At 71.6% G+C, this 25,918-nt stretch carries 21 protein-coding genes; 11 read left to right on the top strand and 10 right to left on the bottom strand.

What is annotated here, in order from left to right:
- The first annotated feature begins 33 nt into the window (after positions 1-33).
- Positions 34-1,032 carry a hypothetical protein gene (locus tag AB0J88_RS08330; protein ID WP_364347074.1) on the top strand — a complete coding sequence of 333 codons (999 nt, stop codon included), beginning with the start codon at positions 34-36 and terminating at the stop codon, positions 1,030-1,032.
- On the opposite strand, the gene AB0J88_RS08335 is transcribed toward AB0J88_RS08330, so the two are convergent.
- The 4 genes from AB0J88_RS08335 to AB0J88_RS08350 all read right to left on the bottom strand — a co-directional run bounded on the left by AB0J88_RS08335 (position 1,022) and on the right by AB0J88_RS08350 (position 7,524).
- Positions 1,022-2,152 carry a Gfo/Idh/MocA family oxidoreductase gene (locus AB0J88_RS08335; RefSeq protein WP_364347072.1) on the bottom strand — a complete coding sequence of 377 codons (1,131 nt, stop codon included), beginning with the start codon at positions 2,150-2,152 and terminating at the stop codon, positions 1,022-1,024. The genes AB0J88_RS08330 and AB0J88_RS08335 overlap by 11 nt on opposite strands.
- Entirely contained in the window at positions 2,149-4,533 is a 2,385-nt protein-coding gene (locus tag AB0J88_RS08340) for a hypothetical protein (protein ID WP_364347070.1), read from the bottom strand. The genes AB0J88_RS08335 and AB0J88_RS08340 overlap by 4 nt, the downstream gene beginning before the upstream one ends.
- Entirely contained in the window at positions 4,530-6,404 is a 1,875-nt protein-coding gene (locus AB0J88_RS08345; protein WP_364347068.1) for a beta-L-arabinofuranosidase domain-containing protein, read from the bottom strand. Before AB0J88_RS08345 ends, AB0J88_RS08340 begins: the two co-directional genes overlap by 4 nt.
- A gap of 73 nt (positions 6,405-6,477) precedes the next feature.
- Positions 6,478-7,524, bottom strand: a complete 1,047-nt coding sequence (locus AB0J88_RS08350; protein ID WP_364347066.1) for a LacI family DNA-binding transcriptional regulator — start codon at positions 7,522-7,524, stop codon at positions 6,478-6,480.
- Between the two features lie 259 nt (positions 7,525-7,783).
- Between AB0J88_RS08350 and AB0J88_RS08355 the strand changes: the two genes are divergently transcribed.
- The 6 genes from AB0J88_RS08355 to AB0J88_RS08380 are packed head-to-tail and all read left to right on the top strand — an operon-like array spanning position 7,784 to position 16,696.
- Positions 7,784-9,187 carry a sugar ABC transporter substrate-binding protein gene (locus AB0J88_RS08355; protein WP_364347064.1) on the top strand — a complete coding sequence of 468 codons (1,404 nt, stop codon included), beginning with the start codon at positions 7,784-7,786 and terminating at the stop codon, positions 9,185-9,187.
- Positions 9,184-10,134, top strand: coding sequence for a sugar ABC transporter permease (locus AB0J88_RS08360; protein WP_364347062.1), 951 nt, complete (start codon positions 9,184-9,186; stop codon positions 10,132-10,134). Before AB0J88_RS08355 ends, AB0J88_RS08360 begins: the two co-directional genes overlap by 4 nt.
- A gap of 15 nt (positions 10,135-10,149) precedes the next feature.
- Positions 10,150-11,001 (top strand): carbohydrate ABC transporter permease, encoded by an 852-nt coding sequence (locus AB0J88_RS08365; RefSeq protein WP_364347060.1) that lies wholly within the window; start codon positions 10,150-10,152, stop codon positions 10,999-11,001.
- 3 nt (positions 11,002-11,004) lie between these two features.
- Positions 11,005-13,044, top strand: coding sequence for a hypothetical protein (locus AB0J88_RS08370; RefSeq protein WP_364347058.1), 2,040 nt, complete (start codon positions 11,005-11,007; stop codon positions 13,042-13,044).
- Positions 13,041-15,644, top strand: coding sequence for a hypothetical protein (locus AB0J88_RS08375; protein WP_364347056.1), 2,604 nt, complete (start codon positions 13,041-13,043; stop codon positions 15,642-15,644). Before AB0J88_RS08370 ends, AB0J88_RS08375 begins: the two co-directional genes overlap by 4 nt.
- On the top strand, positions 15,641-16,696 hold the full coding sequence (locus AB0J88_RS08380; protein ID WP_364347055.1) for a glycoside hydrolase family 172 protein: 1,056 nt from the start codon (positions 15,641-15,643) through the stop codon (positions 16,694-16,696). The genes AB0J88_RS08375 and AB0J88_RS08380 overlap by 4 nt, the downstream gene beginning before the upstream one ends.
- On the opposite strand, the gene AB0J88_RS08385 is transcribed toward AB0J88_RS08380, so the two are convergent.
- A complete protein-coding gene (locus AB0J88_RS08385) occupies positions 16,693-18,621 on the bottom strand; it encodes a glycoside hydrolase (RefSeq protein WP_364347053.1) in 1,929 nt (642 codons plus the stop codon). The two genes, AB0J88_RS08380 and AB0J88_RS08385, sit on opposite strands and share 4 nt — an antisense overlap.
- A 151-nt stretch (positions 18,622-18,772) precedes the next feature.
- Between AB0J88_RS08385 and AB0J88_RS08390 the strand changes: the two genes are divergently transcribed.
- Positions 18,773-19,714: an NAD(P)-dependent alcohol dehydrogenase gene (locus AB0J88_RS08390; protein WP_364347051.1), complete on the top strand. Its 942-nt coding sequence runs from the start codon at positions 18,773-18,775 to the stop codon at positions 19,712-19,714.
- Between the two features lie 44 nt (positions 19,715-19,758).
- On the opposite strand, the gene AB0J88_RS08395 is transcribed toward AB0J88_RS08390, so the two are convergent.
- Positions 19,759-20,319: a dihydrofolate reductase family protein gene (locus AB0J88_RS08395; RefSeq protein ID WP_364347049.1), complete on the bottom strand. Its 561-nt coding sequence runs from the start codon at positions 20,317-20,319 to the stop codon at positions 19,759-19,761.
- Between the two features lie 52 nt (positions 20,320-20,371).
- Between AB0J88_RS08395 and AB0J88_RS08400 the strand changes: the two genes are divergently transcribed.
- Positions 20,372-21,307: an RNA polymerase subunit sigma-70 gene (locus AB0J88_RS08400; RefSeq protein WP_364347047.1), complete on the top strand. Its 936-nt coding sequence runs from the start codon at positions 20,372-20,374 to the stop codon at positions 21,305-21,307.
- A 1-nt stretch (position 21,308) separates the two neighbouring features.
- Here AB0J88_RS08400 and AB0J88_RS08405 read toward each other — a convergent pair whose 3' ends face one another.
- Together AB0J88_RS08405 and AB0J88_RS08410 are read right to left on the bottom strand one after the other, a co-directional pair.
- Positions 21,309-21,947, bottom strand: coding sequence for a maleylpyruvate isomerase N-terminal domain-containing protein (locus AB0J88_RS08405; protein ID WP_364347045.1), 639 nt, complete (start codon positions 21,945-21,947; stop codon positions 21,309-21,311).
- Entirely contained in the window at positions 21,944-22,786 is an 843-nt protein-coding gene (locus tag AB0J88_RS08410; RefSeq protein WP_364347043.1) for a PhzF family phenazine biosynthesis protein, read from the bottom strand. The genes AB0J88_RS08405 and AB0J88_RS08410 overlap by 4 nt, the downstream gene beginning before the upstream one ends.
- Before the next feature lie 72 nt (positions 22,787-22,858).
- On the opposite strand from AB0J88_RS08410, the gene AB0J88_RS08415 reads away from it, so the two are divergent.
- The gene (locus AB0J88_RS08415; RefSeq protein WP_364347041.1) at positions 22,859-23,692 is read left to right on the top strand and encodes a LysR substrate-binding domain-containing protein; all 834 of its coding nucleotides are present in this window, start codon (positions 22,859-22,861) and stop codon (positions 23,690-23,692) included.
- Here AB0J88_RS08415 and AB0J88_RS08420 read toward each other — a convergent pair.
- Both AB0J88_RS08420 and AB0J88_RS08425 read right to left on the bottom strand, forming a co-directional pair.
- On the bottom strand, positions 23,685-24,155 hold the full coding sequence (locus AB0J88_RS08420; RefSeq protein ID WP_364347039.1) for a PPOX class F420-dependent oxidoreductase: 471 nt from the start codon (positions 24,153-24,155) through the stop codon (positions 23,685-23,687). The two genes, AB0J88_RS08415 and AB0J88_RS08420, sit on opposite strands and share 8 nt — an antisense overlap.
- Before the next feature lie 9 nt (positions 24,156-24,164).
- Positions 24,165-25,175, bottom strand: coding sequence for an aldo/keto reductase (locus tag AB0J88_RS08425; protein ID WP_364347037.1), 1,011 nt, complete (start codon positions 25,173-25,175; stop codon positions 24,165-24,167).
- A 55-nt stretch (positions 25,176-25,230) separates the two neighbouring features.
- Between AB0J88_RS08425 and AB0J88_RS08430 the strand changes: the two genes are divergently transcribed.
- Positions 25,231-25,911, top strand: a complete 681-nt coding sequence (locus AB0J88_RS08430; protein WP_364347035.1) for a TetR/AcrR family transcriptional regulator — start codon at positions 25,231-25,233, stop codon at positions 25,909-25,911.
- Positions 25,912-25,918 lie beyond the last annotated feature (7 nt).

The following is a 25,918-nucleotide window of genomic DNA, read 5'->3' on the forward strand; positions in this document are numbered from 1 at the left end:
GCGGAACATAGACGATCAAGGGAGCTTTTCGCCATGCGTTTCAGGACTGTTCACGGTGCGGGGCTGGCGGTCGCCATGCTCCTGTCCACTCTGGTGGTTAGCACCCCCGCCGTGGCCGCTGTCCGCACGTTGCGGGTCTACAACAACAACATCGAGAACCTGGTCCGCAACAACGCCGACGGCACGTGTACGCGGGTCTCCGGCCCTGACCACCTGACCTCGATGCTCGTCGACGACGCGGGCCAGACCGGTACCGCCGGCGTGCAGGCGCCGGACATCCTGATCGTCCAGCACGTCCGTGGCACCGGGCAGGCGACCGCGTACGCTGACCAGCTCTCGGCGAAGTTCGGCCTGCCGGCCGGCACCTACAAGGCGATCGTGGCGTGGGACGACCCCGAGCCGTGGGGCGGCACGCACAAGTGCAGCCAGCAGGACCTCGGCGACCTCAAGAAGAAGCAGACCAACGGGATCATCTACAACTCGCAGCGGCTCAGCCTGGCGGCGGGTGACGTCTCCAAGTACTGGAGCGCGGGCTGGCTCAAGCCCGGCACCGCCTACTCCGACGGGGCCGGCTGCACGCTCTACAAGCCGCCGAACAACGACGACGGCAGCACGTACGAGTACAAGTGGAAGCGGACCAGCGCCATCGCGGCCCGGTTCACGCTGCGCGACTCCGGCACGAGCGTGTTCGCCGCCACGATGCACCTGCCCGAGGAGAACCGGCAGAACGCCTGCGCGGGCGACGGCGACAAGGGCCTGGGCTCCACGGGCATCCACCTCGGCGCCGACGCGACCAGCCTGCTCAACGCCTCGACGATCCGGATCGTCGGCATCGACGCGAACCGCACGGGCATCCCGGCCAGCACGCTGTCGAGCTACGGCATGACCGGGTACGGCACGGCGGCCACCAGCGGCTCAAGCAAGATCGACTACCTGTTCGTCCGGGGCACGGTGCAGTCGTCGCCGGTGGGCCACACGGTCGCGGGCACCAAGTCCAACCACAAGGCGTTGTACGGCTTCGTCAGCTACTGACCCGCTCCACCAGCGAGACCACGTCGACCGGGGCCCCGCCGGCCAGTGCGGACCGGCGGACCGCCTCCATCAGGCAGAACGTCTCGATGCCCTCGACCAGGTCCGGGGAGTGGTCGGCACCCGAGACCAGCGCGTCGGCGAAGTACTGGAGGTAGTTGGCGAACTCCCCGTAGTGCATGCCGTGCACCTCGTTGTTGAAGTGGTAGTGCCGGTACTCGTAGAGCATGTCCTCCACCACCTCGGTGCCGTCCGGCGCGGTGTGCAGGTACCGCATGTCGTGGTACTGCGCCATGGACGTGCCGGCCGACCCGTACAGCAGGCATTCGATCGAGTTCCGTGCGCGCGGAAGTTCGTGCATGCCGTAGTGGCCGAACACCCGGCCGATCCGCCCGTCGGCGGTCGTCGCGTTGACCGAATAGATGTCGTACGACGCACAGCCGTGCGCCCGTGCCAGCGCCGACCGGGAGCCGACCGCCGACACCGTCGCGATCGGACCGAGGTACCAGCGCAGCAGGTCCAGCGGGTGGCTCAGCCCGAGATAGACCCAGTCGGTGCCGTCGAGGATCCACGGCGCCCGGTCGTAGTACCAGTCCATCCGGTGCGTGTAGTGGGCTTCCACCACCTCGACCTCGCCCACCTCGCCCCGCTCGAACGCCGCCCGCTGCCGGCGGAACGACTCGAAGAACCGGGTCGACTGCCCGACCAGCAGCCGCCGGCCCGTGCGCCGGGCCGCCGCGAGCACCGACCGGGCCGCGTCGAAGTCGTTGACGATCGGCTTGGTGCACACCACGTCCTTGCCCGCCTCGAAGGCCGCGACGATGTGCTCGGCGTGCAGGTGGTCCGGCGTGTAGACACCGACGATCCGCACGTCGTCCCGGGCCAGCAGGTCCGCGTACGAGGCGGTCATAGCCACCTCCGGCACCTCCGCGGCCACCTCCGCCCGGGTGGCGGGATCGAGGTCGCAGCCGGCCACCGGACGCACGCCGCGGGTCCGGTACGCGGCCAGCAGCGCGGTGCGGCCCTCGTGCAGGCCGATCACCCCGAGCCCGAGCGGTGCCGGATCCGAGTCGTCCCGGGGGTACGAGTGCACGCCGCGGGCGACGCGGGGAAAGTGGCTCACGACGGCTCCTCGGTGCGGTGGACGGTCGCCCACACCTCGCGGTGGGCGTCCAGGTCCCGGGACTGCTTGCCGGCCTCGACCAGGTCCAGCACGACGGTGGTGATCTCGAACGGCCGCAGCGTGACCGTGACCCGCGATCCGGCGACCGGCAACACCTCGCGCAACTCGCCGAGCGTGCTCGCCCGCCAGGCACCCGCGACGGTGCCGGAGACCACGAGCTCGGCCTCACCCGCAACACCGGCGAACTCGACGAGCCGGACCAGGACCGGCCGGTCCAGCCTCGCCGTTGCATGCCCGGGCAGGCCGGTCCCGGCGTACCCCGTCTCCCGGTAGACGGCCGTGACCACGGCGCCGGGCAGGCCGTCCAGCCGCAGCAGCGAATAGACCGGGGGTTGGTCCCCGTCGGTCCGGTCCGCGCCGGCGACCAGGACCGGCCGGGTGAACTCCTGCGCCAGTCGCCAACGGGTGGCGGAGTCCAGGCCCTGGTGCGGCACCAGCCGGACCCGGGCGTGCAGCTCAGCCGAGAACTGTTCCTCGTCCCAGGGATCGCGCATGGACAGCACGTTCCAGAAACCGGTTTCGGCCCGCAGGAACCCCTGGCTGCCGTCGTGCAACCAGAGCAGCCCAGCGCCGTCCGCGTCGAGCAGGTCGACGAGCTGCAGCCCGGTGAACGGGTCGACGATCTCCTCGAACTCCTGGTGCGAGGTCATCCAGTCGCCGGTCGGGTACTTGCGCTGGTAGCGGCCGCGACCGGTGACCGGGGTGACCGCATACGGCGTGTCGTGCAGCACGGTCCGGACGTCCAGGTCCGGCTCCACCAGCGTCATCAGGCTGGCGTGGTGCCGGCCGTCCGGCGGTGCGATCGCGTCGGAGTCGAAGGACAGGTCGACCGCGTCGAGCTCCGGCGCGAGCGCCACGGTCAGCTGGATCTCGTCACCGGCCGGCGATCCGAGCCGCACCAAAACCCGGTCGCCTTCGAGGTCGACCGAGACCGGTGTGTAGGAGACCTCGGCGCGGCGCAGCCCGCCGACCCCAGAGGGTCCACAGTCGAGCGTGTCGATCCGGGCGACCACACCGCGTCGCCGGTCGACGGTCACCGCGAAGTCGCCCCGGCGCAGGGTCACGGCGTCGTCGGACTCCTCGACCGTGACGGCCGGTGCGGCCGTCCCGGCGAGCACCGTCCACCCGAGCGCGGGCACCGTGACGCGACGGCCGGAGACCACCGCCGACCGCTCCCAGCCGAGCGGGTTGACCACCACGGTGCGACCGACCCGCGCGGCGAGGTGGGCCACGGTCCGGTCCAGCACCGCGCGGCCCAGCGCGTGCCCGCGCTCCAGACCGGCGTAGCCCACGTGGCCGCACAGCCCCTCGCACTCGTCGTTGTCGTGGTGCTGGAACGCGAGCAGCTCCCGCCAGCCCTCCTCGAGCTCCCAGACGGGATAGACGTCCCAGTGCGGGTACGGCCGCCCGAGCCGCCCGGCGAGCACGCTCAACGACTCGCCGGACAGCAGCACCTGCTCGGTCTCCCGGCTGCGCCGGTGGCCACGGTCGCCGTTCTTGCCCAGGCTCATCCCGTGGAAGACGTCGTCCATCGTGTACGCCCGCACCGGCGCGTCCGTGCCGACCGCGTCGAGCACCTCCGACAGCGTGCCGAACCGCACGTCGAAGCCGGGCGTGGCGAGCAGCTCCTTCATCCCGTCGAGCAGCAGCTCGGACCGGCACATCCAGTCGGTCGACGGCAGCAGCTCCAGCCACTGCTGGATGACCGGCGCCGGCGACTCGGCGAGCAGGGGGTTGGCCCGGAGCGCGGCGAAGTCCTCCGGCCACTGGTGCAGATTCAACGGGCCGCGCGGGGTGCTGAGGATCCGCGTGCCGTCCAGACCCTCCCACCGGATGGCGGGGGCGTCCTCGACGGGCACGTGCGGGGTGTGCCAGGTCCACTGGAAGAACAGCGACGCGTAGCGGTATCCGGTGTCGGCGAGCAGCTGCGGCAGTTGGGGATAGAAGGAGAACTCCTCCTCCCAGAAGCTGACCGGCCGCACGCCGAGCAGCCGCTGGACCGCGCGGATCCCGTAGGTCAGCTGCCGCACCGCCGACTCGCCGTGGTGGAACAGCGGGTACGGCTGCCCGTAGCTGGCGCCGACGATCTCCACGGTCCCGTCGGCGACCGCGCCGCGCAGCACCGCCAGCGCTTCCGGCTCCTCGGCCGCCATCCGCTCGAAGCCCACGCCGTCGACGTTCAGGTTGCCCCGGGCGCCGGTGGCGGCGGTGAAGGCGAGCATGTCCCGGACGGACGCGCCGAGCACGCCGTACCCCCACAGCCATTGCATGTCGACCCAGTGGAAGTGGTTGCCGAACGTGTACCAGACCGGCCGGCTCACCGCGCCGCCAGGGGAATGAACACCCGCATCTCACCGGGCTCCCGGTTGGCCCACGCGTAGTAGGGGACGGCCGTCACCGGTGCGGGCGAGGTGGGTTCCGGGTTCCCGGAGTAGGGCCGGTACAACGGTCCGTCCTCGACCGCCGCGGCCGCGCCGACCGTGGTCAGCGTGGTGACCCCGCCGAACAGGTCCGGCCGGTGCTCGGCGGCCCATTCCTCGTTGCCGTGCAGCCGGATGGCCGCGACCGCGGTGTCGTGGTCGGCCTGCTCGACGCAGTAGACGAGCGGCCCCCGGGCCAGCGCGACCCGGTGGTGGGTGGCCGCCACGCGCGGGTGGGCGACGAGCGCGCGGACCTCGGTGCCGAACGTCAGCTCCACGGTGTCGCCGGCTGCCCAGGTGCGCCGCAGCGCGACCTGTCGCGACCCGGCCGGCACCGTGACGTCGTCGCCGTTGACCCGGACCGTCACGTCGTCCCCGGCCCACCCGGGCACGGGGAGGAAGAGCGTGAACTCGGTGGGCGCGGCCGGCGACACGGTCACGCCCACCGCGCCCCGCCAGGGCAGCCCGGTGCTCAGCTCCACCCGCACCGGCGTCCCGTCGGCCAGCCGCAGGTCGGCCTGGTTGGCGATGTAGAGCTGCACCCACAGCCCCTCGTCGCTGGTCGTGTAGAGGTAGCCCGGCAGCGAGGCGAGCAGCCGCGCGATGTTGGGCGGGCAGCAGGCGCAGCTGAACCACGGCTCCCGGCGGTGCCGGCCGGCGTCGGCGAGCGGGTTCTGGTAGAAGAACTCCGTCCCCGACTGCGACAGGCCGGGCAGCACCCCGTTGTGCAGCGCGGTCTCGACCACGTCGCGGTACTGCGGCTCGCCGGTGAGCAGCAGCAGGCGCCAGGCCAGGAAGATGTGGGCGATCGCCGCGCACGTCTCGTTGTAGGCGCGGTCCGGAAGCTCGTACGCGTCGCCGAATGCCTCACCGTCCCAGCGCGCGCCCACCCCGCCGGTGACCGCGGTCTTCCCGCCGGACAGATCGGCCCAGAGCCGCTCCAGCGCACCGCGAAGCTCCGCGTCACCGGTCTCCAGCACGACGTCGGCCATCCCGGCGTAGAGGTAGAGCGCCCGGACGGCGTGCCCGGTCACCCGCGACTGGGTCCGCACCGGCTCGTGGTCGATCAGGTACTCGCTGCCGTCCAGCACGCCGGCCCCGCGCGAGTCGAGTTGCCAGGTGGCCAGCGTCAGCCAGCGCTCGTCGCCGGTGGTCCGGAAGAGCTCGACCAGGGCCATCTCCAGCCCGGGGTGGCCGCACGTGCCGGGCACCTCGCCGGGCGCGAACCGCTCCGCGATGTGCGTGCACGCCCGCAGCGCCACGTCGAGCAGCGCGGTCTGGCCGGTGGCCCGCACGTGCGCCACGGCCGCTGCCACGAGGTGCCCGATGCAGTACATCTCGTGCCGCACCACGAGGTCGGTCCAGCGCTCGCCGACCCGGTCGACCGAGAAGTAGGTGTTGAGGTAGCCGTCGGTGTCCTGCGCGCCGGCCACCAGCTTGATGACCGCGTCGAGCCGGTCCGCCACCTCCGGCGACGGGTCGGTGGCGAGGCTCCAGGACGCGGCCTCGATCCACTTGTAGACGTCGGAGTCCGAGTAGTAGCGGCCGCTGAAGTCGCCGCCGACGCTGCCGGCGGCGCGGGCGAAGTTGCGCAGCGCGCCGGTCGTCTCGCACTGCTCGTGCTGCGCCGGGATGGTCACCTCGCGGTTGCGACGCAGCCGGGGCGCCCAGAAGTCGTCCGTGACCCGCACGTCCTGCGGCGCGACCGGCCGGAGCCGCGCGTGCCGGCTGGCCGAGGTGTCGACGACGGGTCCATGGCGGTTTTCAGACATGCGGAGCTCCAAGCGCGGTGAGGTGCCGCCGAGCCCGTGCGGGCCGGCGTGAGGTGTGACAGGCGGAGAGGGTCTAGGCGTCGGGGACCAGAGGGCTGTCGTCCAGCCACTCGGTGGTGTCGGTGATCGGGGCGGGACAGGAGGCGCGGATCGCCAGCGAGCACGGCAGCCGGCGGATGCCCGGCTCCGGGTTGCCGTCGATGGCGCGCAGCAGGCTCTCGGCGGCCAGCCGGCCCAGCCGGTAGAGGTTCATGTCGACCGAGGACAGCCCCGGCCGGGTGGCCTTGGCGATCAGCGTCCAGTTGTCGAAGCCCACGAGGGCCACGTCGTCCGGGATCCGCACGCCCATGCCGCCGAGCGCGTCCGCGACGCCGCGGCCGATCTGGTCGCTGCCGCAGAAGATGCCGTCGACCTGCTCGTTGGCCATCAGCTTCTGCGCGGCCTGGAAGCCGGTGTGCTCGGCGAACGGTCCGTACGTGACCAGGTTGTCGGGCAGCTCCAGGCCGGCCTCGGCCAGCGCCCGCCGCGCTCCGGCGATGCGCTCCCGCACGGCCAGCACCGAGACGGGGCCGGTGATGTGCGCGATCCGCCGGCAGCCCTGGCGCAGCAGCTGCCGCGCCGCCAGCCAGCCGCCGTGCTCGTCGTCGACCGTGATGCTGCTGTCGTCGGGGTTGCTGGACGTCGTGTACGCGTACAGGACCGGGAACGGCAGGGTGCGCGGCAGCGGTGGGGCCGGGTCGGTCGCCCGGCCGGTGACGATCAGCCCGTCGACCCGGCGGTCCGCCAGGACGTCGAGGTAGTGCCGCTCGCGTACGGCGTCGCGACGGGCGTCGCAGAGGAGCAGGCTCGCGGTGTCGACCGACAGCGAGTCCTCCACGCCGCCGAGCAGCGGCGGCGTGAACCGGCCGTAGCCGTCGCGGGTCAGCAGCCCGACCGTGTACGTGCGCCCGGTGGTCAACGAGCTCGCGTTGCGGTTGGGCCGGAAGTCGAGCTCCCGCGCGGTGTCGAGGATGCGTTGCCGGGTCTCCGGGCGCATCCGGCCCTTGCCGTTGAGCCCCTTGGACGCGGTGGCCACCGAGACGCCGGCGGCGCGGGCGATGTCACGGATCGTTGGCGCCACTACCACCCCTTCAGGCCAGTGCGGGAAACCCCTTGCGCACGCTCGGCGCCGGTTGGCTATCGAACGTAGAGGCGCCGAGCAGGGAATGCTAGAGGGTCGCAGCGGTTCAAATTGAGAAACTGGTTTCCCACAGCTCAACCATTGACGCAGTTTCCCTGCGGTGGTTACGTTCCCTGCCAAGTTTCCGACGGAACGCTTCTGGCGACAGGCGAGGAGTCGGCCCTCGTCGCGCCCCCCAAATCCCCCCGGCAGGAGCGAGATGAACGACAACGACGTGCGTAGCTCGGTGAACCGCCGAGCGCTGTTGCGCTGGGGACTCGGCGCCGGTGCCGTGGCCGCCGCCGGTCCGTTGCTGGCCGCCTGTGGCTCCGGCGACGACGAGGCCACGGCCGACGGCGAGGTCACGCTGAAGGTGGTGGGCTTCCAGGTACCGCCAGAGGAGAAGGGCTCCGAGCTCGACAAGGCGTACCAGAAGTTCCTCGCCGATTTTCAGACCGCGAACCCCAAGATCAAGATTGACCCGATCCAGGCGCCGCCGAACTTCGACACGCAGATCATCGTCGACCTGGCCTCCGGCAGCGCCCCTGACCTGTGGTCCCAGGACGCCTCCAGCCTGGCTCCGCTGATCAAGCGCAACCTGCTTCTCGACATGCGCAAGGTCACCGAGGCGCTGCCGGCGCTGACCACCGACCGGTTCTTCCCGCAGGTGCTCGAGATCCACAAGGGCGAGGACGGCGGCATCTACGGGCTGCCGAACGACTTCACCCCGATGGTCGTCTACTACAACCCGACGCTGTTCACCAAGGCCGGCATCACGCCGCCGCAGCGCGGCTGGACCTGGGACGACCAGCTCGCCGCCGCGCAGAGGCTCACGCTCGACAAGAACGGCCGCAACCGGCTCGACCCGGCCTTCGACGAGGCCAACGTCGTGCAGTGGGGCTACCGCCTCAGCCAGTACGCGTACCAGTGGGTCTACCGGATCTGGCAGAACGGTGGCGACGTCGTCTCGCCGGACCAGAAGACGGCTACCGGCTTCCTGGACGCACCGGCGGCGGTCGAGGCCATCCAGTGGTACGCCGACCTGGTCCTCAAGCACAAGGTGGCGCCGTCACCGTCCACACTGGAGAAGATGACCAACGCGTCGGACGCCAACGCGCTGTTCCTCGACGGCAAGTTCGCGATGTACGACAGCGGCCACTGGGCACTGGTCGGCCTGACCGGCGCCAAGGGCTACTCGGCCGACAAGGTCGGCGTGGTGCCGCAGCCCAAGCGGGCGACCGAGGCCACCGCCCTCTACGAGTCGAGCTTCGTGCTCCGGCACGACCTGCCGAAGGCGAAGTACAAGGCGGCCGCGCAGTTCATCGAGGCGGCCACGAACCGCGGCTACCAGGACACCAAGGCGATCACCGGCATCGCGATCTCGGCCAACTCCCAGGCTGCCAGCGGCTCGCTGACGAGCGCCGACGCCAAGTTCGCCGCGCTCGACAAGGTCTTCGTCGACGCGACGACGGCCGGCCGACCGCCCTACGGCTCGAAGATCGGCGTCTACCCGACGATCGAGAAGGCGCTGGACGGGATGATGGAGAAGATCCTCCGCGGTGCACCCGTCGCCGGCACGATCGGCGAGACGATCACCGCGATCAACCGTGAGCTAGCCAAGTGACCAGCGCCGTCGAGGCCGCTGCCGGGCTGGACGTCCCCTCGGGGCAGCGTCCGGCCCGGCGCCGCCGGCGCCGGCGCAACGAACGGGTCGGCTACCTGTTCATCCTGCCGGCCACCGCCCACCTGGTCCTGTTCGCCCTGGTGCCGATCCTGTTCAGCCTCTATCTCTCCTTCCACGAGTGGACGTCGCCGAGCTTCCTCGACGCGCCCTTCGTCGGGCTCGACAACTACGTCTCGCTGTTCAGCGACGACCCGTTCTGGCACGCGATGTACAACACGGCGTACTACACGGTGCTGTCCGTGCCGATCGGGATGGCGGTCAGCCTCGCCCTCGCGGTCGTGGTCAACCAGAAGCTGCGCGGCGTCAACGTGTTCCGCGCGGTCTTCTTCATGCCGGTGATCACCTCGTGGGTGGCCGTCTCGGTCATCTGGATCACGCTGCTGTCGCCGGACGCCGGCCTGGTGAACTACCTGTTCCGGCTGCTGCACCTGCCGCAGCAGAACTGGCTCGACGACCCGCACGCCGCCATGTTCGCGATCGTCCTGATCAACACGTGGAAGACGGCCGGTTTCAGCATGGTGATCTGGCTCGCCGGCCTGCAGGCCGTGCCGCGCGAACTGCTGGAGGCCGCCTCGATCGACGGCGCCGGCAAGTGGCGGCAGTTCTGGAACGTGACGCTGCCCCTGCTGGCCCCCACCACCATCTTCCTGGTCATCACTGGCGTGATCGGCGGGTTCCAGGTCTTCACCCCGATGTACGTGATCACCGAAGGCGGTCCGCTCGGCGCCACCGACGTCGCGGTCTACCACATCTACCAGCGGGCCTTCGAGGAGTTCTCGATGGGCTACGCCTCCGCGCAGGCCTGGGTGCTGTTCGCGGTGATCTTCGTAGTGACCCTGCTGCAGCTGTGGTTCATCCGCCGGCGCGGCGAGTCGAACCTGATCTGACGACGGAGAACCCAGATGTCCCGACGCAAGACCCTGCTCGGTGCGCTGCGCGCCCTGCCGACCTACGTGATTCTGGCGGGCGTCGGTGCCTTCATGCTGGTGCCGTTCCTGTGGATGGTCACGACGTCGCTGAAGCCGTCCGGCACGACGTTCTCGTACCCGCCGGACCTGATCCCGGACACGTTCGACTTCGGCAACTACGTCAACCTGTTCACGCTCGCGCCCTTCGGCACCTACGTGCTCAACAGCGTCGTGGTCACCACGTTGACGGTGGTCGGGCAGGTGGCGTTCTGCGCCACGGCCGCGTACGGGTTCGCCCGGCTCAGCTTCGCCGGCTCGAAGTCCATCTTCGTGCTGTTCCTGGCCACGATGATGATCCCGTTCCAGGTCACGATGATCCCGCTGTTCCTGATCGTCTTCAAGCTGGGCTGGGTCAACACGTACCAGGGGCTGATCGTGCCGGGCATCTCCAGCGCGTTCGCCATCTTCCTGCTGCGCCAGGCGTTCCTGACGATCCCGCGCGACTACCAGGACGCCGCCCGCATCGACGGCGCCGGCGAGTTCACGGTGTTCTTCCGCATCTTCCTGCCGCTGGTGAAGCCGGCCCTGGCCACCGTCGCGGTGTTCGCCTTCATGGGCACCTGGAACGACCTGCTGTGGCCGCTGCTCATCGGTCGCGACGAGAACATGCGGACCGTCGAGCTCGGTCTGGCCTACTTCAACGTCACCTCCTCGGCGTACGAGCAGCCGAACTGGCCACTGATGATGGCCGCCTCGGTCGTCTCGCTGCTGCCCGTCGTCGTGGTCTACCTGTTCGCGCAGCGCTATTTCGTCGCCGGCATCTCGCTGTCCGGCGTGAAGGGCTGATCCTTGTTCCCGATCGACGACTACACCCCGCACGGCTACCTCGACATCCCTACCCACACCCGCAAGCTCAGCCCCCAGGGCGTGGTCCGCTCGCACGACATCGGCTTCCGATGGCATTTCCCGGCGTACGCGCGTGCGTACGGCGGTCGCCGGGAGGTCTACCGGGCCGGCGTGCGGATCGCGGCCGACGGGGTGACCACCCCCGAATTCTCGCCGTACCACTCCAAGGACCGCGTGGAGCTCCGGGCCGGTCCGCTTTCGGTCGAGTTCCACCTGGCCGGCCCCGACGTGCTGGTCGCGCGGGTGCGCGGCCGGGTCGCCGAACGGCTGACGATTCGGGCCGACTACACGCGGCAGATCGGTGCCGACCTCGGCTGGGGCGAGTCGGGGCTGGTCGGGCGGCAGGACGGCGACACCGTGCTGCTCCAGGGATTCGAGGACGGCGAGGCGTTCGCATTGTGGGTGTCGGAGCCCGGCGGCACGGTCGCCGTCACGAGCTCAGAGGTCCCGGATTCCGCACCCGGCCCCGTCACCGCGCTCGGCTCGCGGGGCGAGCGGGTCAGCCTGGCCGCGGTGGTGGAGCTGCCGGGGGCGCGCGACCACGACCTGACGGTGCTGCTGGCCCGCGGGCACACCGCGTCGTCGGCCCGCGAGCGGCTGGCCGAGGCCCGCCAGTGCCACGCCACGGTCCGCGCCGCCCTGGTCGAGGAGGACCGGCGATTCTGGGCGACCGCGCCCGTGCTCTCCGGCGACTGGCCGGACCACTGGCGGCGCGGGCTCGTCTACGACCTCGAGACGCTGCGGATGATGCTCAAGCCGCCGGTGGGCATCTACTCGCAGCCATGGGACGCCATGCAGGTGCAGGCTCCCCGGGTCGTGCTCGGCGAGGCCGCGATCGACGCGCTGCTGCTCGGCTATGCCGACCCCGCGCTGGCCCAGCGTCTGCTGCTCGGCACCTTCGCGGACGCGCCTGAGCCCAACGTGCCGTGCTCGCGTGAGGACGGCAGCTACAACATGGTCTCCGCCGACGGCAGCGTGTGCGGCACCGGTCCACAGTGGGGTTACCCGTGGCTGGTTCTCGAACACCTGTGGGACGCCAACCCTGACCGGGACTGGCTGGAGCGGATCTACCCGCACCTCGCCTCCTACCTCGACTGGTGGCTGGCCCACCGTTCCGACGACGCCGGTTGGCTGTCGCACGCGTGCAGCTGGGAGTCCGGCCAGGACCTCTCGCCGCGGTTCGGCGACCAGCCGCTCGGCGGCGGGCACCCGACGCGCCATCTGCGCCCGGTCGACCTGCACGCCTCGGTAGCACATGCCGCCCGGACGATGGCCCGGTTCGCCCGCGTCCTGGGCCGGGACCGCGACGTGGCCGGCTGGGACAACCTCGCCGCGCGATACACCGATGCGACCGAGGCGTTGTTCACCGGCACGCGGTACGCCGACGTGGACGCCGGCACCGGGAAGCCGACCGAGGTCGACGACGTCATGCTGTGGTCGCCGCTGGCCCTCGGCCTGGCCGGCCCGTCGCAGACCGAGGCCCTGCGCGCCGCTGTCCGGGCCGTCGACCCCGCCGACCTCGTGTGGCCGATGTTCGTCTGGACCGTCGTCGACGCCGCCCGCGCGGCCGGCGAGCACGAGACCGCCGCGACGGTGGCCGCCGACATCGTCGACCGGGCCTACACCTTCTGGGACGCGCGGACGACCGACGACGACCGGACCCTGCCCGGGATCGCCTGCGAGTACTGGCCGCTGTCGGGACGCTGCGGCGGCGAGGGCTACGGCTGGGGCGCCTTCGGCGTGCACCTGCTGCTCGGTGTCCTGGTCGGAGCCCGGTTCGTCGGTGACCGTCTGCTGGTCCGCCCGAACCTGCCCGACTCCCTCCGGGTGCCCGGGAAGTCGTACTCGGTGCGGCTGAGCCATCGCGGGCGGCCGGTCACGGTCACGCTGCGACCCGTCGCCGACGCGTGCCAGGTGGAGGTGGCCGGCCGGACCGTCTCGCTGGCCTGGGCCGACGAGGACAGTTGGGAGCTGGGGTCGTGAGCCTCGTATCCGGTTGGGAATGCCGGCTGGTCGGCACCGACGACTGGCGTGCGGTGCCCGTGCCCGGCTCGTGGGAGCAGGCCGGCATCCCGTTGGACCACCCCGGACCGGTGGAATACCGCGCCAGCTTCGTGGCGCCGCCCGGTGACCGGATCCGGCTGCGGTTCGGCGCCGTCAGCTACGCCTGCGAGGTGCTGGTCGACGGTCGGTCGGCGGGTCGGCATGTGGGCATGTGGGACAGCTTCGACGTCGACATCACCGGGCTCGTGACCCCGGGCCGGCCTTTCGAGCTCGTCGTCGTGGCGGAGAAGCCGGCCAGCCTCACCGGCGGGCCGGACGCGCCGCCGGTGCCGGGGACCTATCCCGCCCGCGAGACGCTCGCCGGCTTCCTGCCGTACGTCTGGGGTCATTCGCACGGCGGCGTCTGGCAGCCGGTCGAGCTGCTGGTGACCGGCGCGTGCGCGCTGGGAGCCGTCGACGTGGCCGGCACCGCCGACGGCTCCCTCTCGGTCTCGGCCGAGCTGCTCGCGCCGGGCTCGCTCACGGTCGAGGTGCACGACCCGGACGGCAAGCCGGTCGCGTCGGAACATCGGGACGGCGGCGGCTCGATGACCCTGAGCATTCCCGACCCGCGGCCCTGGTCGCCGGACGACCCCGCGCTCTACGCGGTTACCCTGCGCACCTCCGACGGCGACGAACGTACCGTCCACACCGGACTGCGCACCTTCGCCGCCGACGGCTCGCTGCTGCGGCTCAACGGTGACCCGGTCTTTCCTCGGATGATCCTGTCCTGGGGCTGGTATCCGGACCGGCTGCACCCGGACCCCGGCCCGGACCAGGTGCGGGCGGACCTGCTCGAGTTGCGCCGGCTCGGCTTCAACGGCGTCAAGCTGTGCCTGTGGTTCCCGCCCGACTACTACTTCGCGCTCGCCGACGAGCTCGGGATGCTGCTCTGGGTCGAGCTGCCGATGTGGCTGCCGCACCCGACGTCGCACTTCCGGGAGCAGCTCTTCGCCGAGGCCGAGCGACTGGTCCGGGCCGCCGCCAACCACCCGTCGGTCGTCCTGCTCACGCTCGGCTGCGAGCTTTCCGCCGCCGTCGGGGCCGACGTGCTCGGGCCGCTCTACGACCTGGTCAAGCGGCTCGCACCGGGCACGCTGGTGCGCGACAACAGCGGCTCGGGGGAGGCGTACGGCGGGCTGCTCGACGAGTTCGCCGACTTCGACGACCACCACTTCTACTGCGAACCGGCGTACTTCCGGTCGACCCTCGAGCATTTCGCGCCGCGATGGCGTACCCCCCGGCCGTGGTTGTTCGGTGAGTTCTGCGACCTGGACACGTTCCGCGACCTGCGCCGCTTCGACGCCGTAGGCCGGCCGTGGTGGACCAGTGCCGACCCGGCGGTCAACCCGCAGGGCGCCCGCTGGCAGTACGACGTGCCCGCCCACGAGGAGACGCTGCGCGCCAACGGCTTCTGGGAGCGGGGCGAGGAGCTGGAGCGCACCTCGGCCCGGCAGGCCGTGCTGCACCGCAAAGTCACCCTGGAGGCGGTCCGGGCGCGGGCCGACACCAGCGGTTACGTGATCACCGGGGAGCGCGACACCCCGATCAGCACCGCCGGCCTCTGGGACGACCTCGGCGTGCTCAAGGTGTCGCCGGCGGAGTTCGCGCAGTTCAACGGCGACCTGGTGGTATCGCTCGACTGGGACCGTCGGCGGGCCTGGGTCGCGGGCGGCGACCGGCCGGCACCCTGGGACACCTGGAGCTACGTGGCCGGAGCGCCGGTCCGGCCCCATCTCGTGCTGGCCAACCACGGGCGCCGTGGCGGTCCGGCCGAGGTGGCATGGCGGCTCGAGTTCGTCGACGGGGCGCGGGTCGCGTCCGGGCGGCTGGCGGCCGTCGCGGCGCCGGGCAGTGTGACCGGCCTGGGCATCGCCGAGTTCGTCGCGCCCGAGGTGGACCACCCGCGCCGGGCCGTGCTGCGGGTCGACGTCGACTGCGCCGGCCAGCACACCTCCAACAGTTGGTCCTTCTGGCTCCTGCCGGACAACGGCTGGACCGACGCCGGGCCGGTCGCGGTGGTCGACCCGGCCGGCCGCCTGGTCGACCTGCCCGTGGCCGCGGTCGACGCGGTGGACTCCCCGGAGGCGGTGCTGCTGGCGACCGCCTGGACCGAGCCGGTGCGCCGGCACGTCCGGGTCGGTGGCAACGCCGTGCTGCTGGTCGACGCCGCGTGCGCCAACCCGCCGCTGCCGGTCGCGGAGATGCCCTTCTGGCGCGAGGCGGTCAAGGTGATCGAGCCGCACGAGGCATGGGGCGACTTCCCGCACGACGGCTGGACGGACCTCCAGTTCGCCGGGCTGGCCCCGGACCTGGCTCTTTCCACGGCGGCGCTGCCGGTCGGCGCCCGGCCGCTGCTGCGACGGGTCGACACCCGCACGGGCGTCCTGCACGACTACGCGGTGGAGGTGCCGCACGGCGCCGGTCGGCTGCTCGTCACCACGCTGCGCTTCGACGGCTCCCGCGGCGACCAGCCGCTGGGGCTGCGCCGCAACACGGGTGCGGCCTACCTGCTCGGGCAGTGGGTGAGCGCGCTGTGACCCTGGGTCCGTCGCTGCTGACCACGGGCCGGACCCGGTCCGTCAGTCCCGAGAACCCGACTGGCGGCAAGGGCGCGGGCGGCGGCGCCACCACCGGCACCGGCGCGGCGGCGGCCCGTGACCTCGGCCCCGGTTGGAAGATCTCGCCGAGCGTCGAGGTGCCGGCCGGAGCCACGCATCTGCTCGGCGACCTGCCCGGCCCGGGTGTGATCCGGCACCTGTGGTGCACCACGCATCCCCGGCACTGGCGGTCGCTGATCCTGCGGATCCACTGGGACGGCGCGTCGGAGCCGGCGGTCGCGGTGCCGCTCGGTGACTTCTTCTGCTCGGGGTGGGGCGAGTTCGCCCAGGTCAGCTCCGTCCCGGTAGCGGTCAACCCGCACGGCGGGTTCAACGCGTACTGGGAGATGCCGTACCGGGCCGGTGCCCGGTTGACGGTCGAGAACCTCGGACCCGACCCGGCGCTGCTGTTCTACCAGATCGACTACGAGCTCACCGACGTGCCGGAGGACGCCGCGTACCTGCACGCTCTCTGGCGGCGGAGCAACCCGCTGCCTGACCGGGCCGTGCACACCATTGTGGATGGTGCCACCGGCCCCGGGCACTACGTCGGCACGTATCTGGCCTGGGGCGTCAACAGCTCCGGGTGGTGGGGCGAGGGCGAGGTCAAGTTCTATCTGGACGGTGACGACGAGTTGCCTACCATCTGCGGCACCGGCACCGAGGACTACTTCGGCGGCGCCTGGAACTTCGACGTTCCCGGGCAGGGGTACACCGCGTACAGCACGCCGTACCTGGGAATGCCGCAGGTGCTCCGCCCGGACGGCCTTTACCGCAGCCAGCAGCGGTTCGGGATGTACCGCTGGCACCTGCCGGACCCGATCCGCTTCTCGGAGGACCTGCGGGTCACCGTGCAGGCGCTCGGCTGGCGCTCCGGCGGTCGCTACCTTCCGTTGCGGGACGACATCGCCTCCACGGCCTGGTGGTACGCCGCCGGGCGCGACCACGGCCCGGTGCCGTCGTTCGACCCGGACCACCTCGAGGTCGTCTAGTCGCTGAAGCTGGCCTGGTCCACGTCGAAGAGCTCGCCGCGGCCGCCGCGGAACACGAGGTACAGGTCGTGGAAGCCGTTGGCTGCCCCGGGACTCGTGTCGACCCACGTGGTCGCCGTGACCCGGGCCGCTCCGTCGCCCGCGGGCACGGTCATCGAGCCGACCACCTTTCCGTGTGGGCTGTCGACGCGGGCCTCGATGACGCCGCCCGCCCGCGGTGCGACGGTGGCGTGCAGGCGGAGCTGGCCTTTCTGGTCGGCGAAACCGGCCGCCGAGCCGTCGGCGAAGTTGACGTTCGCCCACCGCAGGTAGCTGCCGTCGCGTACCCCCGTGATGGTCTGTCCCCGGGCGCGCAGGCCGTGTGACTGGCCGTCGTTCTCGGTGGCGGGATAGGTCGAGAAGACGTCCTTGCGGTCCGGCAGCGCGGGCAGCGCGGCCTCCGCGGGCACGAACGTCGTGACGCTCCCGCCGCGCAGCGTGGCGGTGAACGTCCGGTCCCGCACTCCGATGGCTTTCAGCTTCCTCATGTTCTCGCTGGCCGAGGTGCGGTAGGGCACCACCTTGGCTCCGCGCGGGAACCCGCCCCTGAGGTCGACGTCGATGGTGACGTCGGCGACGTTGTCGTTGACCACGACGACGGTGAAGTCACGCCGTCCTTTGTAGGCGGTGACGGTCACGCCGGGGGCCGGTGACTTCGTCGCGCCGATCATCACGTCGCCCGGGTCCAGGAACCGGCTGTACTGGCCGATCGTGTAGTAGCGCTTGAAGATGCGGTACTGGCCGTTCTCGGTCGGGTTGCCACTCTGCGGCGTGCCGGTGTTGACCAGCCGGATCAGGTCGGAGCCGTCCGCGCCGTTGTTGGCCGCCGGCCACCACCAGAAGTACGCGTTGAGCCGGGTCTCGTCGAACAGGTTGCCGATCAGCTTGGCGTAGCGGAGCCCGTCGCTGATCGTGTTGTTCACGAAGAGCCGGTCCCGCGGCGCGCCCTGGTTCATGTACTCGGTCTGCCAGAGGGTCTTGCCCAGCGCGTGCGTGTTCGTGAACGCGTCGGGTGCCGCCCGCGTCGCCTCGTCGACCAGGCCGGCGTAGCCGTGCGCGGCGACGACGTCGACGTGCTCGTTGGCGGCCGGGTCCGTGATCGCCGGCAGGGCGAACCGCTCGTCGAACGCCACGCCCTCACCGAGCACGATCTTGGCGCGTACCCCGCGGCGCTCGAACGTCGGGCCGAGGTGGTCGCGCACCAGCACCCGCAGCTCCTCGGCGGTCCACTGGCTGCTCGAGTAGCCGGTGGTGACGTCGGGCTCGTTGGTCGGTGAGACGTGCGTGATCCGGATGCCGAACTCGCGCTCGTAGCCGATGACGTACTCGGCCAGGTAGTCCGCGTACGCCTGGAGCATGTCGGGCCTGATCTTGTTGGGTGGACCGTCCGCACCGGACGAGACCACGCTGTTGTTCTGCTTCATCCACGCCGGCGGGCTCCACACGCTCGCCAGGAACGTCGTCACGCCCCGCGCCTTCGCCTGGCGCATCAACCAGATCTGGTCCGTGTCGAAGGCGGCCTTCGCCTGCTCCCAGCCGGGCTGGTCCCAGACGAAGACGCCCGGCTCCGGTTCGATCGTCTGGGTCGGGCCGTCGTAGAGCGGGTCGCCCCAGGTGCCGCCGTCGCCGACCATGACGCGCACGATGTCGAGTCCGATGCCCTCGCGGTCGTCGAAGATCATGTCGAGCACCTGCGAGGTGAGCGGCTCACCCAGACGGCGGATCGCGCCCGCCTTGTGGAACGCGAAGCTGCCGCCGAAGCCGTCGATGGTCTGGCGCTCGACGCTCCAGTCGACGACGGCGGTCGGCGTTGATTGCCGTGCGGCGGCGGTGGTGGTGGTCAGGAGGGCGACGGCGCTGATCACCGCGGTGATGGTCCGTCGCATGTGCCGACCTCCCGGTCGATTCATTAACGTCTATGAGTCAACCTAGGAGCGGGTTCGGCTGGCCGGCAATACTCCCGGGTTGTCTAACATTTCCGGAAATCGGACGTTCCAGGACGTCCGCGGGTTGCGGGCGGGGTGAATACTGCGTGCCATGAAAGCGGTGACGTACGACGCGTACGGCCCACCTTCGCTGTTGCGCTTCGTGGAGGTCGACCGGCCGGTGCCGCGGGCCGACGAGGTGCTCGTGGCGGTCCGCGCGGTCTCCGTCAACGCCTCCGACTGGGAGACGCTGATCGGCCGCCCGCTCTACTCGCGGATTGGCGGCCTGCGCCGGCCGCGGTTCCCGACGCTGGGCTCCGACATCGCCGGCGTGGTCGAGGCGGTCGGTCCGGAGGTCACCCGCTTCCAGGTCGGCGACGAGGTCTTCGGCGACAACCTCGAGCGCAAGGGCGGTTTCGCGGAGTACGCCGTCGCGCGCCAGCGGGTGCTCGCCCGCAAGCCGCCCGCCCTGACGTTCGACGAGGCGGCCGCGATGCCCCAGGCGGCGGCCATCGCCCTGCAGGGCATGCGCGACGCGCGGGCCGGCCAACGGGTGCTGGTCAACGGCGCGGGTGGTGGCGCCGGCGCGTACGCGATCCAACTGGCCAAACGCGCCGGCGCCGAGGTGACGGGCGTCGACAACGGCTTCAAGCTCGACTTCATGCGCGCGGTGGGCGCGGACCACGTCCTGGACTACACGGTCACCGACTTCACCCGCGCCGGCGTGCGCTACGACCTGGTGCTCGATCTCGCCGGCCACCACTCGGTGCTGGCGCACCGCCGAGCACTGACCCCCGGAGGCCGCTACCTGTGGGTGGGCGGCGCGGTCGGCACGCTGTTCCAGGTACTCCTGGCAGGTCCGCTGGTCGGCAAGCAACGGCTGCTGGTGGTCCGCAACAACCCTGACGACCTGCTGGCGATGGCGGACCTCTGCCTGGCGGGCACGCTCGTCACCCACATCGACCGGCGCTACCCGCTGACCGAGGTGCCGGCGGCCCTGACCCACCTCGGCGAAGGCCGAGCCCTCGGCAAGGTCGTCGTGACGGTCAGCTGAGTGGAGGCTCGTGACAGGTACTGACCGTGGAGGGTGGCGGCATCCTAGAAACGGACAGTTCGATAGGTCAGGAAGGTGAGGTCGGTGCCGAGCCGGCGGGCTGCCACCAGGCGCAGGGAGTGCGCGGTCTCGCCGAAGATCCGGTCGCCGGCGCCGAGCACGAACGGGAACACCGTCAGGCGCACCTCGTCGACCAGGTCCTGTTCGAGCAGGGTGTGCACCAGGTGCCGGCTCGCGTACACGACGATGTCTCCGTCCACGGTGTCCTTGAGCTTCGCGACCTCGGTCGGGGTGACGACCGTCGAGTTGGCCCAGCTCGGCTCGTGCAGCGTGGTGGACACGACGTACTTCGGCATGGTGTTGAGCCGGTCCGCCCACTCTCCGGTGCGGCTCGCCCAGCGGGTCGCGAACCAGTCGTGGCTGCGCCGGCCCAGCAGCAGCGCCGTGGCGGCCATCGCCTCCGCCTGCTCGGCCTCGGTCCACGCGGACCGGTCCGCGTCCGAGATCCGGGTGAACCAGCCGCCCCGGTCGAAGCCCTCCTCGCCGGTCGGATCCTGTCCGACACCGTCGAGCGTCACGTTCTCACTCACAATGATCTGTCCCATGCTGGTACCGACACCGTTGCGGCCGGAAAGGGGGCGGTGGAGGGTGGGAGACATGACAGCCCCGGCCGGCGACGACGCGGCGTTCCGGGAGCTGACGGACCCGTACCGGCGGGAGTTGCTGGTCCACTGCTACCGGATGCTGGGTTCGTTTCAGGACGCCGAGGACGTTCTGCAGGAAACGCTGCTGGCGGCGTGGCAGGGCCTCGCCGACTACGAGGGCCGCGCGGCACCGCGCACCTGGCTCTACAAGATCGCGACCAACCGGTGCCTGAACGCCCGCCGTGCGGCCGCCCGGCGCCCGGCCAAGGCATGGGACGTGCCGCAGGTCGACCCGCCCGAGCCCACCCGCCTGGGCGAGGTCGTCTGGCTGGAGCCCTTCCCGGACGCCATGCTGCCGGAGGCGAGCGTCGAGCGGATGGAGTCGGTCTCGCTGGCCTTCGTCACGGCGCTGCAGACCCTGCCGCCACGCCAGGTCGCCGTGCTCATCCTGCGCGACGTCCTCGACTTCCGGGCGGCTGAGGTGGCGCAGATGCTCGACACCAGTGTGGAGTCGGTCAAGAGCGCCCTGAAGCGAGCCCGGGCCGCCCTGCCCGCGCCTCCGTCGTCGGCCCATCCGGTCGTCGAGGACGCGGTGGTGGCGCGTTTCGTCGCCGCGTGGCAGTCGGCCGATGTGGACGCTCTCGGGGCGCTGCTCACCGACGACGTGTTCATGTCGATGCCGCCGATCCCCTTCGAGTACGTGGGCCGGGACGCGGTGGCCCGCTTCAGCGCCACCATCTTCGGCGCGGGCCGCCGCTTCTACCTGGTGCCGGCACGAGCCAACGGCCAGCCGGCCTTCGGCGCCTACCTGCGCGGCACCGACGGCCTCAGCCACGGCGTCGGCCTCTACGTGCTGACGCTGGCCGGCGACAGGATCAGCGCCCTGACCCGCTTCGAAAACGGCGTCCTGCCCCGCTTTGGGTTCTCTCGCTCGATCCCGACCTCCTAGGTCACAACGCGGCGACGGTGTCCGGCGCCCGTTCCGCGCGGCTCAACGTGCGCAGCAGCGCGACCGGGCCGTGCCTGCGGACGGCCAGCCGCGAGAGCAGGTCGAGCACCGGCTCGGTGACCCAGGGTGGCAGCGGCGGGGTGGGTAGGTCCACGCTCACTGCCAGGTCGTCGATGTGGACCGCCAGCTCCACGAGACGGCTGCGCAGAAAGTCGTCGAAGGTCAGCGTCCATCGCCACGTCGGCAGCTGGACCAGCCGGGAGGCAGGAGTCGCGGCGAAGAGGTCCGGCAGGCGGTCGACGGCGGCGGCGGCACGCGCCGCCAGGTCGGCGGGTCCGGCGGCGGCCGCCTGTTCGCTGCCGCGCCGGATGCGCACGTGTTCCGGACTGTCGTGACCGGTGGTCATCCACGCCACGCGCGCGTAGTAGTCGAGGATCGCGAGGGGAGCGGTCCCGGGCTCCGGCCCCGCCAGCGCCCGCTCGGCGAAGAAGATCTGGCCACCGAGGTGCCCGGCCAGCCCGCTGACCGCGTAGCGCTCCAGCGCGCTCGGCCGGTCCCAGCCGGCGGCGACGGCGGGCGAGGCCAACAGCATGGCCGCGGTGCGCGCGGCGACGACGTACGCGGCCCGGACGTCGGTCATCGGGGAAGCTCCCGCAGCCGTCCGTCGGCGAGCAGGACGACCTCGCCACCGACCTCGATCGACCGGATGTCGTCCGGTCGACCGTGCGCGGTGACGGTCAGCTCGCTCGGACGGCCGGCGAACCGGCCCTGCCGCAGGATGGTCGGCACCGCGTCCGGGATGCGGTCGTGGCGCCGCAGATAGGCAGCCGCGCAGCCGCCCCCGCTTCCGGTGGCCACGTCCTCCACGACCCCGTCGTTGTTCCAGTGCCGCCCCTCAAGGCCCGCGGCGTCGAGCAGGTAGGCGAACTCGGCGCCGAGGGCGGCCAGCGGCGCGGTGAGGTCCGTGGTGATCCGGGCGCGGGCCAGCGCCTCGCCCCGGACGGGCAGCACCAGGTAGGCCAACCCGGTCGACACGATCTCCGGCGCCAGGGTCGGGTCGAGGTCGTCCGGCAGCAAGGAGAGCCTCGGCAGGATGTCGGCGACGTCGGCATCGCCCAGGAATGCCGGCCGACCCTGGTCGAGAACGCCGTTGTACCGACCGGACGCGAGCCGCCTGGTGGTCACGCGGACCGCACGGGTGGGCAGGCGCAACGTCCAGGTCGCGTCGGCCGCGCCGCCCCGCAGGGCGTGCAGCACACAGGCCGCGCCGATCACCGGATGGCCGGCGAAGTCGAGCTCGCCGTCGAGGTCGAACACCCGGGCCGCTTCGCCGACCAGGAAGATCGACTCGAAGTGGCGCAGCTCCTTGGTGATCGCGGCCATCTGCTCCGGGCGCAGCCCCGCCGCGTCGGGGAACACCGCGAGGCTGTTGCCGCTGTACGGGCCGTCCGCGAACACGTCGACATGGTGGAATCGCACGGCGCCGACGCTAGGCGGCCGGCGAGCGGATCGGAACCGCGCTTGTTCGGCGAGCCCCTATAAGCTCACGTTATGGCCGCCGATCTTGAGACGGCGCTGCTGCGGGCGTTCCTGACCGCTGCTCGCGCCGGCAGCATCAGTCGGGCCGCGGTGGCGCTGGGCCATACCCAGCCGGCGTTGAGCCAGCAGCTGCGGCGGCTCGAGCGCGCGGTCGGTGAGCCGCTGCTGCACCGCACCGCCCGCGGCGTCGCGTTGACGAGGGCCGGTGAGACGCTGCTCCCGTACGCCGAGCGGATCCTGGCCCTGTCGGCGCAGGCGCTGCGGGCACCGCGCCAGGCCTTGACCGGACACTGTGGAGTCGGCCTGATCGAGGACCTGGCGGGGGCGCCGCTGTCGCTGGCCCTGGCCGACTTCGCCCGGCTGCATCCAGGCGCCACGCTGGAGGTCTTCACGGCGCCTGGTCCGGCGACTCACAAGGCGTTCGCCACCGGGCGTCTGCACCTGGCGCTGTGCGACCCGTCCTATTTCCCCGACCCGCCACGGTGGATGGTCCGGCTGCCGCTGACCTGGGTCGGCGGTCCCGACCTCGACGCGGACGCCGAGCCGCTGCCGTTGGTGCTTTTCTCCCATCCGTGCCGGTGGCGGGCGCCGCTGCTCGACACCCTGGAAGCGGCGGGCCGTCGTTGGCGGATCGCCTTCGAGAGCACGAGCCTCGCCGGTGTGCTCGCCGCGGTCCGGGCCGGGCTCGGCTTCGCCGCGGTGCTGCCGGCCGTCGCCGATCCGGGCACGGTGGTGTCGGGCCTGCCGGATCTGCCCGACGTCGAGCTCGGCCTGGTCCGCCGGCCGGGCACCGAGGGCGACCCCCTGGTCGACGCGGTCGAAGGGGTCCTGCGCCGGCTCAGCTAGGCGCGCGGTCGGCTGGGAAGCCGCCGGTCGCGATCGGACCCCACGAGTCGATGGTGATGCGGATCAGGGACTTGCCCTGGCGGCGCATCGCCTCCCGGTACTCCGCCCAGTCCGGGTGTTCGCCCGCGATGCAGCGGAAGTACTCGACGAGCGCGTCCTCGGTCTCCGGCGACGGCATGTCGAGGACCTCGGCCGTGCCGTCGACCTGGACGTACGGGTCGTTCCAGTCGTCGGAGTGCACAAGCACGCTGGCGGCCGGGTTGCGGCGCAGGTTGACCGCCTTCGCGCGGTCCGGGTAGGTGGAGATCACGATCCGCCCGGACTCGTCGACGCCGCCGCTCACCGGGGAGAGCTGCGGGCGGCCGTCGCGGCGGATGGTGACCAGGGTGAGCCGATGCCGGGTGCGGACGAACTCGATCAGCTCGGCCCGCCCGACCCGGTCGGCGGTTGCGATCTTAGGCACCGAGCAAGGCTAGCGCTCGCTGTCCAAGAGGTGCAGCTGCTGGTCCATGTAGCGGCCGCCGGCGGCGGAGCCGGCCGGGATCGCGGCCTCGATCCGGGCCAGCACCTCGGGGGAGAGGGTCAGCTCGGCCGCGCCCAGTGACTCCTCGAGCCGGTCCCGGCGGCGGGCGCCGACCAGCGGGACGATGTCCGTGCCCTGTGCCGCGACCCAGGCGATCGCGACCTGGCTGGTGGTCGCGCCGAGCTCCGCGGCGACGCGGCCGAGCTCTTCGACCAGCCGCAGGTTGGCGGCCAGGTTCTCGCCGTTGAACCGGGGCAGCGCGGCCCGGAAGTCCCGGGCGCCGACCTCGCGGTCGACCGACCAGTGACCGCTGAGCAGGCCGCGGGAGAGCACCCCGTACGCCGTCAGCCCGATCCCGAGCTCGCGCAGCGTGGGCAGGATCGCCTCCTCCGGGCCGCGCGACAGCAGTGAATACTCGATCTGCACGTCACTGATCGTCGCGACCGCGGCCGCCCGGCGAATGCTCTCGGCGCCCACTTCGGACAGTCCGATGTGGCGGATGTAGCCGGCCTCCTGCATGTCCTTCAGCGCACCGACGGTCTCCTCGATCGGGATCGACGGGTTGAGCCGCGAGGGCCGGTAGATGTCGATGTAGTCGGTGTCGAGCCGGCGCAGCGACTGGGCGAGCCGGTCGCGCACCGCCGAGGCGGACACGTCGTACGGGACCGGCTGGAAGGTGCCGTCCGGGTTCTTACGGCTGCCGAACTTGACGCTGATCACGACGTCCTCGCGGCGCCGGCCGCGCAGGGCGCGGGAGACCAGGAGCTCGTTGTGGCCCGATCCGTAGAAGTCGGCGGTGTCGATGAGGTTCATGCCGGCGTCGAGGGCGGCGTGCACGGTGGCGATGCTCTCGTCCTCGTCCGCCGGGCCGTACATGTCAGACATGCCCATGGCGCCGAGGCCGAGGGCGCCCACGACCGGTCCGGTCGTGCCGAGCTTGCGGGTGCCGATTGTCGTCATGCCACCGACGTTAGCACCGATCACACGCTGGCGTGATCGATGCTAACATGTGGTGATGACAACACCGCGGCAACGGATCCTCGACGCGACGGAGGCCCTGCTGTCCCGCGGCGGTCGCGACGCCGTCTCGACGAGAGCGGTCAGCGCGGCGGCCGGCGTGCAGGCGCAGACGATCTATCGCCAGTTCGGCGACATGGCCGGGCTGTTCGACGCGGTCGCCTACGAGGCGTGGACCCGCTACCTGACGCTCAAGCAGGCCGAGGAGCACCGCGCCGACCCGGTCGAGGACCTGATCGCCGGCTGGAACCTGCACGTCCAGTTCGCGCTGGACAACCCGGCGCTCTACAAGCTGATCCACGGCGACCCGCGCCCCGGCCAGCCCTCGGCGGTCAGCGGCAAGGGGCACGAGCTTCTCAGCGGCATCCTGCGCCGGGTCGCGGACGAGGGCCGGCTGCGGGTCCCGGTCGAGTCCGCCGCGCCGATGGTCTACGCGGCCAGCGTCGGCGCCGCGCTCGCGCTGATCGCGGCCCAGGGCGACGGCACCCTGGAGGCGCACGCCGGCCTGTCCGCCGACCTGCGCGACGCCGTGCTGGCCACCGTGCTGACGGGATCAGTGCCGCAGGGCGCGCAGGAGCGCGCGGTCGCCCTCAAGGCCGCCCTGCCCGCCGTCGCCGACCGGTTCAGCGCGGCGGAGCGGGTGCTGCTCGGCGAGTGGCTGGACCGGATCGCCCGCTGACGCACCC

Source organism: Asanoa sp. NPDC049475 (assembly GCF_040676915.1).
GTDB lineage: Bacteria > Actinomycetota > Actinomycetes > Mycobacteriales > Micromonosporaceae > Asanoa.

Coding starts and splice junctions, on each gene's coding strand:
- AB0J88_RS08390 (WP_364347051.1), top strand. CDS start 18,773: ATGAAAGCGGTGACGTACGACGCGTACGGCCCACCTTCGCTGTTGCGC.
- AB0J88_RS08330 (WP_364347074.1), top strand. CDS start 34: ATGCGTTTCAGGACTGTTCACGGTGCGGGGCTGGCGGTCGCCATGCTC.
- AB0J88_RS08425 (WP_364347037.1), bottom strand. CDS start 25,175: ATGACGACAATCGGCACCCGCAAGCTCGGCACGACCGGACCGGTCGTG.
- AB0J88_RS08355 (WP_364347064.1), top strand. CDS start 7,784: ATGAACGACAACGACGTGCGTAGCTCGGTGAACCGCCGAGCGCTGTTG.
- AB0J88_RS08345 (WP_364347068.1), bottom strand. CDS start 6,404: ATGTCTGAAAACCGCCATGGACCCGTCGTCGACACCTCGGCCAGCCGG.
- AB0J88_RS08400 (WP_364347047.1), top strand. CDS start 20,372: ATGACAGCCCCGGCCGGCGACGACGCGGCGTTCCGGGAGCTGACGGAC.
- AB0J88_RS08385 (WP_364347053.1), bottom strand. CDS start 18,621: ATGCGACGGACCATCACCGCGGTGATCAGCGCCGTCGCCCTCCTGACC.
- AB0J88_RS08395 (WP_364347049.1), bottom strand. CDS start 20,319: ATGGGACAGATCATTGTGAGTGAGAACGTGACGCTCGACGGTGTCGGA.
- AB0J88_RS08430 (WP_364347035.1), top strand. CDS start 25,231: ATGACAACACCGCGGCAACGGATCCTCGACGCGACGGAGGCCCTGCTG.
- AB0J88_RS08365 (WP_364347060.1), top strand. CDS start 10,150: ATGTCCCGACGCAAGACCCTGCTCGGTGCGCTGCGCGCCCTGCCGACC.
- AB0J88_RS08415 (WP_364347041.1), top strand. CDS start 22,859: ATGGCCGCCGATCTTGAGACGGCGCTGCTGCGGGCGTTCCTGACCGCT.
- AB0J88_RS08405 (WP_364347045.1), bottom strand. CDS start 21,947: ATGACCGACGTCCGGGCCGCGTACGTCGTCGCCGCGCGCACCGCGGCC.